Source organism: Mesorhizobium sp. M7A.F.Ca.US.008.03.1.1, assembly GCF_003997495.1.
Lineage (GTDB): Bacteria > Pseudomonadota > Alphaproteobacteria > Rhizobiales > Rhizobiaceae > Mesorhizobium.
In genome coordinates, this window is the sequence record NZ_RZRU01000003.1 from 158,274 (window position 1) to 172,306 (window position 14,033).

At 63.2% G+C, this 14,033-nt stretch carries 10 protein-coding genes; 5 read left to right on the forward strand and 5 right to left on the reverse strand.

Annotation, left to right across the window (positions count from 1 at the left end; translation table 11 throughout):
* The first annotated feature begins 170 nt into the window (after nt 1-170).
* Entirely contained in the window at nt 171-1,763 is a 1,593-nt protein-coding gene (locus tag EOA16_RS06320; protein WP_127256427.1) for a peptide chain release factor 3, read from the forward strand.
* 136 nt (nt 1,764-1,899) lie between these two features.
* On the opposite strand, the gene EOA16_RS06325 is transcribed toward EOA16_RS06320, so the two are convergent.
* Nucleotides 1,900-2,370: a VOC family protein gene (locus EOA16_RS06325; protein WP_127256429.1), complete on the reverse strand. Its 471-nt coding sequence runs from the start codon at nt 2,368-2,370 to the stop codon at nt 1,900-1,902.
* Between the two features lie 272 nt (nt 2,371-2,642).
* Between EOA16_RS06325 and ilvD the strand changes: the two genes are divergently transcribed.
* The gene (gene ilvD, locus EOA16_RS06330; protein WP_127256431.1) at nt 2,643-4,487 is read left to right on the forward strand and encodes a dihydroxy-acid dehydratase; all 1,845 of its coding nucleotides are present in this window, start codon (nt 2,643-2,645) and stop codon (nt 4,485-4,487) included.
* Nucleotides 4,488-4,613: 126 nt separating this feature from the next.
* Here the strand turns inward: ilvD and EOA16_RS06335 are convergent, their stop codons facing one another.
* Nucleotides 4,614-6,368 (reverse strand): ABC transporter ATP-binding protein, encoded by a 1,755-nt coding sequence (locus tag EOA16_RS06335; protein WP_127256432.1) that lies wholly within the window; start codon nt 6,366-6,368, stop codon nt 4,614-4,616.
* A gap of 168 nt (nt 6,369-6,536) precedes the next feature.
* On the opposite strand from EOA16_RS06335, the gene EOA16_RS06340 reads away from it, so the two are divergent.
* Together EOA16_RS06340 and EOA16_RS06345 are read left to right on the forward strand one after the other, a co-directional pair.
* The gene (locus EOA16_RS06340; RefSeq protein WP_127256434.1) at nt 6,537-7,817 is read left to right on the forward strand and encodes an amidohydrolase family protein; all 1,281 of its coding nucleotides are present in this window, start codon (nt 6,537-6,539) and stop codon (nt 7,815-7,817) included.
* A 106-nt stretch (nt 7,818-7,923) separates the two neighbouring features.
* Nucleotides 7,924-8,847: a DMT family transporter gene (locus EOA16_RS06345; protein WP_127256435.1), complete on the forward strand. Its 924-nt coding sequence runs from the start codon at nt 7,924-7,926 to the stop codon at nt 8,845-8,847.
* A gap of 101 nt (nt 8,848-8,948) precedes the next feature.
* Here EOA16_RS06345 and EOA16_RS06350 read toward each other — a convergent pair whose 3' ends face one another.
* Complete coding sequence (locus EOA16_RS06350; protein WP_127256437.1) at nt 8,949-9,851, reverse strand: phosphotransferase family protein; 903 nt, start codon at nt 9,849-9,851, stop codon at nt 8,949-8,951.
* 101 nt (nt 9,852-9,952) lie between these two features.
* On the opposite strand from EOA16_RS06350, the gene EOA16_RS06355 reads away from it, so the two are divergent.
* Nucleotides 9,953-10,585 carry a class I SAM-dependent methyltransferase gene (locus EOA16_RS06355; protein ID WP_164754135.1) on the forward strand — a complete coding sequence of 211 codons (633 nt, stop codon included), beginning with the start codon at nt 9,953-9,955 and terminating at the stop codon, nt 10,583-10,585.
* 1 nt (nt 10,586) lies between these two features.
* Here EOA16_RS06355 and EOA16_RS06360 read toward each other — a convergent pair whose 3' ends face one another.
* Entirely contained in the window at nt 10,587-13,040 is a 2,454-nt protein-coding gene (locus EOA16_RS06360) for an FAD-dependent oxidoreductase (protein ID WP_127256440.1), read from the reverse strand.
* Entirely contained in the window at nt 13,037-13,924 is an 888-nt protein-coding gene (locus EOA16_RS06365) for a phosphotransferase family protein (protein WP_127256441.1), read from the reverse strand. The genes EOA16_RS06360 and EOA16_RS06365 overlap by 4 nt, the downstream gene beginning before the upstream one ends.
* Between the last annotated feature and the right edge of the window lie 109 nt (nt 13,925-14,033).

The following is a 14,033-nucleotide window of genomic DNA, read 5'->3' on the forward strand; positions in this document are numbered from 1 at the left end:
ACATCGCGCAGCGCAAAATGTGCGGCAATGCACTGGCCGGAGCCGCAGCGCGACTGAGCTGTACGCTCTGACGGTGAGACGGCGATCAGCAGCGTCCGAGCCGCCGGACCGGTCGACAGGCCGGCACTGCGCTGCTAGAAGCCCGGCCTGTCACACGGAAATCCCAGAGAATGCCCGAAGCAATAGAAGAAGAAGTGGCGCGCCGCCGCACCTTCGCCATCATCGCGCACCCGGACGCCGGCAAGACCACGCTCACCGAAAAGCTGCTGCTGTTCGGTGGCGCCATCCAGCTTGCCGGCGAGGTCAAGGCCAAGAAGGACAAGATCCAGACGCGGTCCGACTGGATGAAGATCGAGCGCGAGCGCGGCATCTCGGTCGTCACTTCGGTGATGACCTTCGAGTATGAGGGCAATGTCTTCAACCTGCTCGACACGCCCGGCCACGAGGATTTCGCCGACGACACCTACCGCACGCTGTCGGCGGTCGACTCGGCCGTCATGGTCATCGACGCCGCCAAGGGCATCGAGCCGCGCACGCTGAAGCTGTTCGAGGTTTGCCGGCTGCGCGACATCCCGATCATTACCTTCGTCAACAAGATGGACCGCGAAAGCCGCGACCCGTTCGAGATCCTCGACGAGATCGAGCAGAAACTGGCGCTCGACACCGCGCCGATCACCTGGCCGATCGGCCGGGGAAAGACCTTTTCCGGTACCTATCATCTGGCGCTGAACGCCGTGCGCAGGGGCGATGATGAGAAGGAGCGCACGCCGGTCAACGGTCCTGATTCCAACCGCGTCGCCGGCCTGTTGCCTGAAAACGAACGCGAGGCCTTCATTGAGGAGCTGGACCTGGCGCGCGGAGCCTGCCGGCCGCTCGACATCGACGCTTTTCGCGAAGGCCACCTGACGCCGGTCTATTTCGGCTCGGCGCTGCGCAATTACGGCGTCCGCGACCTGATCGAGGCGCTTGGCGCCTTTGGACCGCCGCCGCGCGCGCAAGAGGCCGATACCCGCAAGGTCGAGGCGACCGAGGAGAAGATGACGTCCTTCGTCTTCAAGATCCAGGCCAACATGGACCCCAACCACCGCGACCGCATTGCCTTCGTCCGCGTCTGTTCGGGCAAGCTCGAGCGCGGCATGAAGGCCAAGCTGGTGCGCACGGGAAAACCGATGTCGCTGTCGGCGCCGCAGTTCTTCTTTGCCCGCACACGAGTCACCGCTGACGAGGCCTTTGCCGGCGACGTCGTCGGCATTCCCAACCACGGCACGCTGCGCATCGGCGATACGCTGACCGAGGGTGAGGAAATTCTTTTCAGGGGCGTGCCGAATTTCGCACCGGAAATCCTGCGTCGCGTTCGCCTGGGCGACGCCATGAAGGCCAAGAAGCTCAAGGAAGCGCTGCACCAGATGGCAGAGGAGGGCGTCGTGCAGCTGTTTTCGCCCGAGGATGGCTCGCCGGCCATCGTCGGCGTCGTCGGCGCGCTGCAGCTCGACGTGCTGAAGGAACGGCTGAACTTCGAATACACGCTGCCGGTCGAATTCGAAATGTCGCGCTTTTCGGTGTGTCGCTGGATCTCGGCCGACGACAAGGCCGAGACGCTTCGCTTCATCGAGGCGCATCGCGGCGACATCGCCCGCGATCTCGACAACGATCCGGTGTTCCTCGCCCAGCACGCCTTTTCGCTGAATTACGAAGCGGAACGCTGGAAGGCGATCAAGTTTGCCACGATCAAGGACTATCAGGTCCGCGACAGGGCGGCTTGAAGTTCTCCCTTCTCCCGTTTTACGGGGAGAAGGTGCCCGAAGGGCGGATGAGGGGCAGCGCCGACCTCAAGGACCAATGGCCTCCTATGCCCCCGGCCCGTCGCAGGCTCCGGGCGTCCGCTACGCGGACCGCTTCTCACCCTTTCGCCGCCTCTTCGATCTTGGCGATGTCGATCTTGCTCATCTGCATCATCGCCGACATCACGCGGCCGGCCTTGGCCCGGTCCGGATCCAGAAGCAGTCTCGGCAACTGCTCCGGCACGACCTGCCAGGAGACGCCGAATTTGTCCTTCAGCCAACTGCATTGCGACGGTTGGCCGCCACCTTCGATGAGCTTGTCCCAGAAGTAATCCACCTCTTCCTGCGTCTTGCAGTCGATCGACTGCGACATCGCCTCGGTGTGCTTGAACTGCGGTCCGCCGTTGAGCGCCTGGAACTGCACCCCGTCGAGTTCGAACGTGGCCACCAGCACCTTGCCTTCATCGGCGTAGCCTTTGGGCCAGCGCATTACGCTCAGCACCTTCGAATTCTTGAAGATGGAGACGTAGAAGTTCATTGCCTCTTCGGCCTGGCCATCGAACCACAGGCAGGTGGTGATCTTTTGCATGTCGTGCTCCTCGGGTTGGTTTGGTTGCGGTTACGGCGAAACGGCTGACTCCGGGAATGGTGCTGCCATTTCCAAACCGTTTTCCTAAGGACGGCCGTGGGGCACGCGATCCGACAAGAGGGTGCATCTTTTTGGAAGATCTGATTCTTGCAAGGAATCTGGCGCATTGCAAAATTGTGGCCAGACCGGGCTTGCGCGTCTATAACGCCTGCGGTCCGAACTCAGCTTCGCCGCGCCATTCCTAGGCTGCGGCCAGCCACCAAGGAAAAAACATGCCTGCCTATCGCTCCCGCACCACCACCCATGGCCGCAACATGGCCGGCGCCCGCGGGCTCTGGCGCGCCACCGGCATGAAGGACTCGGATTTCGGCAAGCCGATCATCGCGGTGGTCAACTCCTTCACCCAATTCGTGCCGGGCCATGTTCACCTCAAGGATCTCGGCCAGCTGGTGGCGCGCGAGATCGAGAAGGCCGGCGGCGTTGCCAAGGAATTCAACACCATCGCCGTCGATGATGGCATCGCCATGGGTCATGACGGCATGCTCTATTCGCTGCCGTCGCGCGAATTGATCGCCGATTCGGTCGAATACATGATCAACGCTCACTGTGCCGACGCCATGGTCTGCATCTCCAACTGCGACAAGATCACGCCCGGCATGCTGATGGCCTCGTTGCGCCTCAACATCCCGACTGTCTTCGTTTCCGGCGGCCCGATGGAGGCCGGCAAGGTGGTGCTGGCCGGCAAGACGCAGGCGCTCGACCTGGTCGATGCCATGGTCGCAGCCGCCGACGACAGGATCTCCGATGAGGACGTCAAGGTCATCGAGCGTTCGGCCTGCCCGACCTGCGGCTCCTGCTCAGGCATGTTCACCGCCAATTCGATGAATTGCCTGACCGAGGCGCTTGGTCTGTCGCTGCCCGGCAATGGCTCGACGCTGGCTACCCACGCCGACCGCAAGCGGTTGTTCGTCGAGGCCGGCCATCTGATCGTCGATCTCGCCCAGCGCTATTACGAGCAGGAGGACGAAACCGCGCTGCCGCGCAACATTGCCTCCAAGGGCGCCTTCGAGAACGCCATGACGCTCGACATCGCCATGGGCGGCTCGACCAACACCGTGCTGCACATCCTGGCTGCCGCGCATGAGGGCGAGATCGATTTCGACCAGGATGACATCGACGCGCTGTCGCGCAAGGTGCCGGTGCTGTGCAAGGTTGCTCCGGCCAAGTCCGACGTCCACATGGAAGACGTTCACCGCGCCGGCGGCATCATGGCCATCCTCGGCCAGCTCGACAATGCCGGCCTGCTCAACCGCGACCTGCCGACGGTGCATACGTCAACCCTGGGCGAAGCGCTCGACCATTGGGATATTTCCCGCACGACCAGCCAGAGTGTGCGCGATTTCTTCCTCGCCGCCCCTGGCGGCGTGCCGACGCAGGTCGCCTTCAGCCAGGACCGCCGCTGGGACGAACTCGATCTCGACCGCGAGAAGGGCGTTATCCGCTCGACCGAACATCCCTTTTCCAAGGATGGCGGCCTTGCCGTGCTGAAAGGCAATCTGGCGCTCGACGGCTGCATCGTGAAGACGGCCGGCGTCGATGAATCGATCCTGAAGTTCACCGGCCCGGCGCGCGTCTTCGAAAGCCAGGATTCCAGCGTCAAGGCGATCCTGTCGAACGAGATCAAGGCCGGCGATGTCGTCGTCATCCGCTATGAAGGACCGCGCGGGGGCCCCGGCATGCAGGAAATGCTTTATCCGACCAGCTATCTGAAGTCGAAAGGCCTCGGCAAGGCCTGCGCTCTGGTCACCGACGGCCGCTTCTCCGGCGGCACCTCGGGCCTGTCGATCGGCCATGCGTCGCCGGAAGCCGCCGAAGGCGGGCTGATCGGGCTGGTGCAGGAGGGCGATACGATCGAGATCGACATCCCGAACCGCAGCATCCGCCTGGCTGTCGATGAGGCGGAACTCGCTGCGCGCCGGGCGGCGATGGAGGCCAAGGGCGCCCTGGCCTGGAAGCCGGAGGAAAAGCGCAAGCGCAAGGTGACGACCGCCTTGCGCGCCTATGCCGCCATGGCGACCAGCGCGGCCAAGGGCGCGGTGAGGTTTGTGCCGGAGTAAATTAAGCTGCGGCCCCCTACCTCCCCCTTGTGGGGAGGTCGGAGTGAGGTCCAGGTGGGTCGGCGCCGCACCCCCACCCCGCTGCTGCGCAGCGACCCTCCCCACAAGGGGGAAGGTAAGCTCGCCTCACGGCATCAACTGATACTCATAAAGCTTCTGATAGAGCCCGCCCTGCTTGAGCAAGGTCTTGTGCGGGCCGCTTTCCACCACCTTGCCGGCTTCGAGCACCACGATCGTGTCGGCCTGGTGCACGGTCGACAGACGGTGCGCGATGACGATCGTCGTGCGGCCTTCCATCAATTGCTTCAGCGCGTCGCGGAAAAGCGCTTCCGATTCGGCATCGAGCGCGCTGGTCGCTTCGTCCAGCAGCAGGATTTCGGCATTGCGTAACATGGCGCGTGCGATCGAGATCCGTTGGCGCTGGCCGCCTGACAGCAGGCCGCCATTCTCGCCGACATCCGTCTCGTAGCCTTTCGCCTGCGCGCTGATGAAGTCATGGGCGTTGGCCGCCTTGGCGGCGGCGATCACCTCTTCGTCGGTCGCACCCTCGCGCCCAAGCCGGATGTTGTGCATGATGGTGCCGGCAAACAGGAACGTATCCTGGCTGACATAGGCGATCTTTTCCCGCAGCGATGCGAGCGTCGCATGGGAAATATCCTGACCATCGAACAGCACCTTGCCACTCTTCGGGTCATACATGCGCATGATCAGGTTCAGAATCGTCGACTTGCCGCCGCCGGAAGGCCCGACCAGCGCCGTCATCTTGCCGGGCGGAAGCGTCAGATCGAACCTGTCCAGCACCGGCGGCCCGTTCTGATAAGCGAAGTCGACGGCGTCGAACCGGATCTCGCCCGGTCCGGCCAGAAGCGGCTTCGCGTCCGGCTTCTCGACAAGAGTTAGCGGCTGGTCGGCGAGCTCGAACATCATGCGCACGCCGACAATGCCGCTTTCCAGCGATATGCGCACGCGCGCAAGGCGCTTTGCCGGCTCATAGGCAAACAGGAGCGCCCCGATGAAGGCCATGATGTTTCCCGGCATCTGGCCGCCCTGCAAGACCAGGAAGCCGCTGACGAAGATGGCCCCGGCAATTGCCAGCCCGGCCAGCGTCTCCATCACCGGGCTTGTCGCAGCCTCCAGCGTCGCGATGTTGTTGGCCCGGTTCTCGACGTCCGATACGGCCTTGTACATGCGGTTGCGCATTGCGCCTTCGAGGTTGAAGGATTTGACGACGCGGACGCCGATTGCCGTTTCCTGCATCACCTGCACGATCTGGCCGACCGAGCGAAACTCCATCGCGGCGAATTTGCGAACACGTTTGAGGATGCGGTTGACCCCGTAGATAGCCAAGGGGCCGACGACGAAGCAGATTATGGACAAGGCTGGCTGCTGCCAGACCATGACCCCTACCAGGACAACCAGCGACAACAGGTCGCGCACATAGGACGTGACAACGAGGTCGAGTACGTTGCGCGCCGCCTGCGCATTGTTGGTCATGCGTGTGATCAGGTCGGACGACGAGGTCGAATGGTAGAATTCGATGCCTTGCGCCAGGATGCGGTCGTAGATCTTGCGCTGGCGGTCGGCGATGATGGCGTTGCCGACCCGGCTCATGAAATAGGCCTGGATGAAGTTGGCGAGGCCCTTGAGGATGAAGATCGTGGCAACCCCCGCCGCAATCAGGTTGACGCGGTCAATCCGCTTGAAGACCACGAATTCGTCGGTGATCTCTTTGAGAATCCAGGCACTGGCGCCGGTCGTGGCGGCTACCACAAGCATCGACAGGATCGCGGCGCCGTAGCCAAACCTGTGCTGGTAAAAGGATTCGCGGATCAACCTCGCAACGAGGCGCTGGTTTTCCGTCGAGCGGAAGAAACGAAACAAATGGCGGATCCTTGAAACCGGGACAGGAAGGCGGCTTATAGAAGGAGTTGCGGCCGGATGGAACCATCCGCGGCCGTCGCGGACAAACCGCTGTTGCAAGCGGCATCGACGGGATGCGATTTTCAGCCTCGGCTATATCAGATGATTCTTTTGACGGGATGACGACAGATGGATTTCGACCTTATCGTTCGCGGCGGCACGCTGCCTGATGGCAGGGTTGCCGACATCGGCATCAGCGGTGAGACGATCGCGGCGATCGAACCCACTCTGCGGAGATCCGCGCGGACCGAGGTCGACGCCCGTGGCAATCTGGTCTCGCCGCCCTTCGTCGATCCGCATTTCCACATGGACGCGACGCTCTCCTACGGCATTCCGCGCATCAACGCGTCGGGTACGCTGCTCGAAGGCATTTCGCTGTGGGGTGAGTTGAAGCCGCTTTTGACGCATGAGGCGGTGCGTGATCGCGCATTGGCCTATTGCGACTGGGCGGTGTCGATGGGCCTGCTCGCCATCCGCACCCATGTCGATGTCTGCGACGACCGCTTGCTGGCGGTCGAGGCGCTGCTCGAGGTCAAGAAGACGGTCGCTCCCTATATCGACCTGCAACTGGTCGCCTTCCCGCAGGACGGGTTTTATCGCTCGCCGACGGCACGGGAAAACACCATCCGCGCGCTCGACATGGGCATCGACATTGTCGGCGGCATTCCGCATTTCGAGCGCACCATGGCCGACGGCACGCGCTCGGTAACGGAGCTGTGCGAGATCGCGGCCAAACGCGGCCTGATGGTCGACCTGCATTGCGACGAGACCGACGACCCGCTGTCGCGCCATATCGAGCAGCTTGCCTATGAAACGCAGCGCCTTGGCCTGCAGGGCAAGGTCGCCGGTTCGCACCTCACCTCGATGCATTCGATGGACAATTACTACGTCTCGAAGCTGCTGCCGCTGATCGCCGAGGCCGGCGTCTCGGTCATTCCCAATCCGCTGATCAACATCATGCTGCAGGGCCGCCACGACACCTTCCCGAAGCGCCGCGGCCTGACTCGGGTCAAGGAAATGCTGGCGCTCGGCATTCGCGTCGGCTGGGGCCAGGATTGCGTGCTCGATCCCTGGTATTCGCTGGGCACCGCCGACATGCTCGATGTCGCCTTTATGGGTCTGCACGTCGCCCAGATGTCGAGCGCGGCCGAGATGGCGCGCTGCTTCGACATGGTCACCAACGTCAATGCCGCGATCATGGGGCTCGATCATCTCGGCCTGGCGGTCGGCAAGCGCGCCAGCCTGGTCGTCCTCGATGCCGGCAATCCGGTCGAAGCCCTGCGGCTGCGCGCCGAGCGCCTGTGCGTCATCGCCAGGGGCAAGGTGGTGGCGGAGCGGACGAAGCAGGAAACCAGGCTGTCCATCGACGGAAGGCCGGGAATGGTGAACCGGCGGCACATATCCAGCTAGATACAGCCGATTCCCGGCGCTGGTCTTACCATTGCCCCGAATTCTCCTCGTCAAAGCAGCCACTTCCGTCTACGACGCGGCTTATCAGGGAGGAATCGGGATCGGCATGACGCAGCCCGTGGCGCAGAATTCAACGATCAGGAATGTGCTTTTGGCTGGCATTCTGCTGATGTTGGCCGGCGACTTCCTGTTTGCGCTGAACGACGCCATGGGCAAATGGCTGGTCGCCAGCTTCTCCGTCGGCCAGGTGGTGCTGATCCGCTCTATTGGCGCCTTCTTCGTGCTCGGCCCGATGATCGCCAATCAGGGCCCGGCCAAGCTGTTTCGCATGGAACGCCTGGAGCTGCAGCTGCTGCGGGTGGTGATGACCACGCTCGACACCGCGCTCTTCTATGCCGCCGTGGTCTATCTGCCGCTTGCCGATGTGATGAGTTTCTACATGGCCGGGCCGATCTACGTCGCGGCACTCTCGCACCTCTTGCTTGGCGAAAAGGTCGGCTGGCGCCGCTGGATGGCGATCCTGCTCGGCTTCTGCGGTGTGCTGATCATGCTGAAACCGTCCTCGGCGGCGTTCTCGCTGTCATCGGGCTTTGCGCTGGTGGGCAGTATCTCCTTCGCCTTCGCTATCATCCTCAACCGCCGGCTGCGCGGCACCAGCGACACCAATCTGGTGACATGGCAGACCATCGGCACACTGCTGGTCGGCGGCGTGCTGAGCATCGGCGCCTGGCAGACGCCGTCGGCGCTCGATCTCGGCGCCATGCTGCTGCTCGGCATCGTCTCCTGCGGCGCGCATCTGATGATCACCAGGGCGCTCAAGCTGGCGCCGGCCTCGACGCTGGCGCCGCTGCACTACACGCTGCTGCTGTGGGCGGTAGTCTTCGGGCTGGTATTCTTCGGCGACGTTCCCGGTCCGCGCATCCTGATCGGCTCGGCCATCGTCGTTCTCGCCGGCCTGTTCATCTTCCACCGCCAGAAAGTGGTCGAGACCACGGTGCCGCCCGAAAACGTTCCGAAGGGCGTGAATTAATGCATGTCGCCCAAAAGTGACCTCGGTTTTGGGAGAACGACATGCATAAAAACAAAGATCTAAATCGCGTCGCCTGAATCCGTTCAAACGTGACGCGCGGCTCACCCCCGGCGGATCGCCGTCAGATGCCGTGAAAACTCGGACGTCTCCATCAGCGCCTTGCAGCGCGCGAAACGGCCATCGGCATAAGCGCGAAAATCATCGACTGGATTGTTGTTGGCGAGCTGGATCAGTCCCCACAGCGTCCACAACAGATCGCACATTGCCTTGTAGATGACGATGCGGCCGCGCTCCGCCGGCCTCGCTTCGCCGCCGAAATAGGTGCGCATCATCTCTTCATCCTGCGCCGTGTCGAATTTGCCTTCTACGGAGAGGTCGCCAAGGTCCCAGAGCGGATCGTTCATGCCCGAATATTCCCAGTCGACGATCCACATCCGCTCGCCCGTATCGAGAAAATTCTCGCACAGCGGATCGCAGTGACAGGCGACGAGCGGCAAGGCGTGTGCGGCCAGCGCCGACCGCACTGTCTCAGCGTTGCGCACCACGTCATGATAGCCGGCGGGCAGGACGATCTCCTTGGTGGACAGCACCTTGAGATAGTCGTCGATCATCGCAAACAGCTCGAAGCGGAAGGGAAACACCGCGCCCGAATTGTGCAGCTTGCGAAAGGCCTCGCTGGCGCGGGCTGGACTGCCCGGCCGTGTCCGGAATTTCTCCGGCGACATGGTTTCGGCGCCGGCGATATAGCGTGTCACCATCACCCCGGTGCCGGCATCGAAATGCAGCACCTCGGGGCTCACCCCTGCTTTTGCCGCTTCGCGCGCTGCCACCGCTTCGTTGGCCCGGTTGATGTATTCCTCGGTGCCCTTGCCGGGAATGCGCAGGCAGAAGTCGCCGGCCTTGAAGACGAGATTGGTGAGGCCGCCCAGCCGTTCCAGCGGACCGCTGTAGCCGGCCAGCATGGGAATGGCGTCCAGTGCCGCACGCGCCTCGTCTGTCACCATGCCTGCGCCCCCATGCTGTTATTTGTCGCAGCGACGGTTCCACAATTTTCGCGCTTTGGCTATCATCACTGCGAGATCAAAAATTGGCGGACTGGATAAAAGTGGCGGACAGCAAACATCAGGGCGCGCTTGGCGCGGCCTATGCGGCAAAGCGGCCAGAAGAGGTGGCCGCACTCTATGACCGCTGGTCGGAAACCTATGACGCCGACATGTCGGCCGCCGGCTATCGCCATCCGACGATCTGCCTTGCGCTGCTGGCCCGCCATCTGCCGCGCGGGGCCGCACCGCTGCTCGATGCCGGGGCCGGCACCGGTCTCATCGGCGAATGGCTTGATATTGCTGGTTACCCGCAAGTCGAGGCGCTCGATATTTCACAAGGCATGCTGGACCAGGCGGCCCGCAAGGGCGTCTATTCCGCGCTCCATTGCCTGGCGCTGGGCGGTCATCTGCCCTTTGCCGATGATGTCTATGCCGGGGTGATCTCGGCCGGCGTCTTCACATCGGGTCACGTCGGCATCGAGGGGCTGGACGAACTGATCCGCATCTGCCGGCCGGGTGGCATCATCGTGCTGACGGTCAAGAACACGCTGTGGGATGCCGGCTTTGCCGCGCGCATCACCGAACTCGAGGTGCAAGGCCTCTTCACTCGCGTCGAGGAAACGCGCCCTTACGTCTCGATGCCGGGCGAGGCCGACACCGTGCCCAGCCGCGGTCTCGCTTTGCGCGTGAACTAAACTAGGCTTTTACTCTCTCCGCTGCCGGGTCGTACATCGGCTCGAGATGGATCTTTGCCGGCGTGCGTTCCATAGCCACCACCAGCTCATAGTCGCCCGAGGTGAGGAAATCGTCGCTGATCCCATCGGCGTTGCGCACATAGCCGTAGCCGATGGTCTTGCCCAGCGTGTAGCCATAACCGCCGCTGCTGAGATAACCGACCGGATCGCCATTGCGCAGGATGGTTTCGCGACCGAGCAGCACGATCTCGGGATCGTCGACCGTGAAGCCGGCGAAGCGTTTCTTCAGTGCCGCGCCGTTGGTCTTCTCCAGCGCGCGCCGTCCGATGAAATCCGTGTTCTTGCGCAGCTTGACAGCCCAGCCGAGGCCGGCTTCCTGCGGCGTGTCGTTGGGCGTGATGTCGGAGCCCCAGGCACGATAGCCCTTTTCCAGTCGCAGCGATTCCAGTGCCCGATAGCCGACCGGCCGGATGTCGTGCTTTGTGCCTGCCGCCATCAGCGCGTCGAAGACTTCGCCGGTGGCGGCGATCGGCACATGCAGTTCCCAGCCGAGTTCGCCGACATAGGTGACGCGTAGCGCCCGAACCGTGTGGCTGGCGATGGCAATCTCGCGCACATGGCCGAACGGGAAGCTCACGTTCGACACGTCGGCTTCGGTCACGGCCGAAAGCACGTCGCGCGCCCGAGGACCCATCAGCGACAGCGTGCCGAAATCCTCGGTGACGTCGACAAGCCTGGCATCGAGCCCTTCGCCGATATGGTCGCCGATCCACGAGCAATCATGCGTGCGGAAACCTGTGCCGGTAACGATGTAGAACTTCTCTTCGGCCAGCCGCGCCACGGTCAGATCGGCTTCGATGCCGCCGCGCGTGTTGAGAAGCTGCGTGTAGGTCAGCCGGCCGACCGGCTTGCTGACGTCGTTGGCGCAGACCCAGTCCAGCGCCTTCAGCGCATCGGGCCCGCTCAGCTCGTATTTGCCGAAGGAGGATTGATCGAAGATGCCGACTTTTTCGCGCACATGCCGGTGTTCGTCGCCGACCGCCGCAAACCAGTTCTGCCGGCCCATCGAATAGATGTCCTGCGGCTCGACGCCTTCGGGCGCGAACCAGTTCGGCCGCTCCCAGCCGAGCTTCGAGCCGAACACGGCGCGCTGCTGTTTCAGCCGCTCGTACAGCGGCGAGACTATGCGCGGCCGCCCACTGGCGTACTCTTCATGCGGAAAGCCGATCGTATAGTGCTTGCCATAGGCCTCCAGCGTGCGGTCGCAGACCCATTGACGGTCGCGGTGCAGGTTGGAAAAGCGCCTGATGTCGACCACCCACAGGTCGAGCGGTGCTTCGCCATCGACCACCCACTGCGCCAGCACCCAGCCGGCGCCGCCGCCCGAGGCGATGCCGAAGGCGTTGAAGCCGGCGCCGACAAACATGTTGGCGCATTCGGGCGCTGTGCCGAGAATGAAATTGCCGTCGGGCGTAAAACTCTCCGGCCCGTTGATCATCTGCTTGACGCCGACGGTTTCCAGCGCCGGCACGCGCGCGATCGCTTGCATCATGTGCTGCTCGAAATGGTCGTAATCGTCGTCGAACAGCCTGAATTCCAAATCATCGGGAACGTCGCCGCCGGGGAGACCAGTCGTCCAGGCCTGCGGGTTCGGCTCATAGCCGCCCATCACCAGCCCGCCGACCTCTTCCTTGAAATAGGTGCGCCGATCCGGATCGCGGATGGTCGGCGCGTCGGTCGCCAGCCCGTCGATCTTCTCGGTAACAATGTACTGGTGCTTCACCGGCTGCAGCGGCACGTTGATGCCGGCCATGGCGCCGACCTGCCGCGCCCATTGGCCGGTGCAGTTGACCACCTTGTCGCAAGCAATGTCGCCCTTGTTGGTCTTCACCGCCGTGATGCGGCCGTCCTTCATCTCGAAGCCGGTGACGCGGACATCCTCGAACAGTTTGGCGCCATGCATGCGCGCGCCCTTGGCCAGCGACTGCGTGATGTCGGAAGGGCTTGCCTGGCCATCGGTCGGCAGCCAGGAAGCGCCGACGAGGTCGCCGGTTTCCATGAGCGGCCACATCGCCTTGATTTCCGCCGGCGACAGCAATTGCATGTCCATGCCGAAGCTTTTCGCCGTCGTCGCCAGCCTTTTGTACTCGGTCCAGCGGTCGGCACTGGTGGCGAGCCTGAGGCAGCCGGTCATCTTCCAGCCGGTGGCGAGGCCGGTTTCGGCCTCGAGCCCCTTGTAGAGGTCGACGGAGTATTTCAGCACGCGGGTGATCGAGGCCGACGAGCGCAGCTGGCCGACCAGGCCGGCCGCATGCCAGGTCGAGCCCGAGGTCAGCTTGCCCTGCTCGAGCAGCACCACGTCAGCCTTGTGGTCGCGCGCCAGATGATAGGCCGTCGAACAGCCGATGATGCCGCCGCCGATGACGACGATGGCGGCCTGGCTCGGCAATGTCATGATTTCTGTATCCCGTACTTCGTTCTGTAGTTTTCCAGTGCCGCGTCGAGCCGGACGAGGTTTTCCTCGGTGTAGGCGACGTAGTCGATGCCCGGCGCGTCGAGATAGAGCTCGGACACCATGCTCCACATCGCCTCGCGCAGCAGCGAGGCGCATTGCATGGCCGCGTGCGAACGGCGGATCGCCTCGTCCGGTTCCTTCATGAAGTAGGCGGTCAGGAAGGCGAAGGATTCCTCGTCGCTCATGCCGGCGTTGGAGGCGGCGCCTGCGAGGTCGAACATCGCCGTGTTGAAGCCGGCATATTCGAAGTCGATCAGCCACAGCCTGTTGCCGTCGTCGAGAATGTTGGCCGGCAGCAGATCATTGTGGCCAAAGACGATCGGCAGCAGTTTCTGCGCGCGCTCCAGTTCATCGGCCAGCGTCAGCAGGCGCGGCAAGTCGCTGCGCTTGCGGCTGCCGCCTTCTTCAAGCGTGCGCGCATAGTCGCGAATGACATGGAACACCCAGAACATGAAGCCGGCGCCCGAGACGTGATTCGGCATCTCCCGGTGAAAGGCGCGCATCAGAGCCGCGACGCGGCCGAGATTGGCGCGTACGTCCTCGGCGAGATAGGTCTTGGCGCCGAGAAACTCTGTGACCAGGATGCCCGGTTCGGCGTGGCGGACTGCTGGCGCGAAACCGGCGGCATGCGCCGCCCGCGCCGTCATCACCTCGCGCTCGCGAAAGACATGGTGGAACGGATAGTCCTTGCCGAAGCGCACGACATGTCGTCCGGCCGCGTCCGTAACCACATAATTGGCATTGCTCAGACCGCCGGGCAGCGGTGCGATCTCGATGCCACCGGTCCAGCAGGGCAGGGCGCGGATGCGATCTTCGGCGGTCACGGAATCATCCCTGGTTTGCTGGGCTTCGACAAGGCGCCGTGAACAGCGCAGCGACGGCGGGGAGAAACGTAAATAATCTCGTCGGTGCGGGACGCCAGGATCGGTATCC

Coding starts and splice junctions, on each gene's coding strand:
- EOA16_RS06345 (WP_127256435.1), top strand. CDS start 7,924: ATGACGCAGCCCGTGGCGCAGAATTCAACGATCAGGAATGTGCTTTTG.
- EOA16_RS06360 (WP_127256440.1), bottom strand. CDS start 13,040: ATGACATTGCCGAGCCAGGCCGCCATCGTCGTCATCGGCGGCGGCATC.
- EOA16_RS06320 (WP_127256427.1), top strand. CDS start 171: ATGCCCGAAGCAATAGAAGAAGAAGTGGCGCGCCGCCGCACCTTCGCC.
- ilvD (WP_127256431.1), top strand. CDS start 2,643: ATGCCTGCCTATCGCTCCCGCACCACCACCCATGGCCGCAACATGGCC.
- EOA16_RS06340 (WP_127256434.1), top strand. CDS start 6,537: ATGGATTTCGACCTTATCGTTCGCGGCGGCACGCTGCCTGATGGCAGG.
- EOA16_RS06350 (WP_127256437.1), bottom strand. CDS start 9,851: ATGGTGACAGACGAGGCGCGTGCGGCACTGGACGCCATTCCCATGCTG.
- EOA16_RS06325 (WP_127256429.1), bottom strand. CDS start 2,370: ATGCAAAAGATCACCACCTGCCTGTGGTTCGATGGCCAGGCCGAAGAG.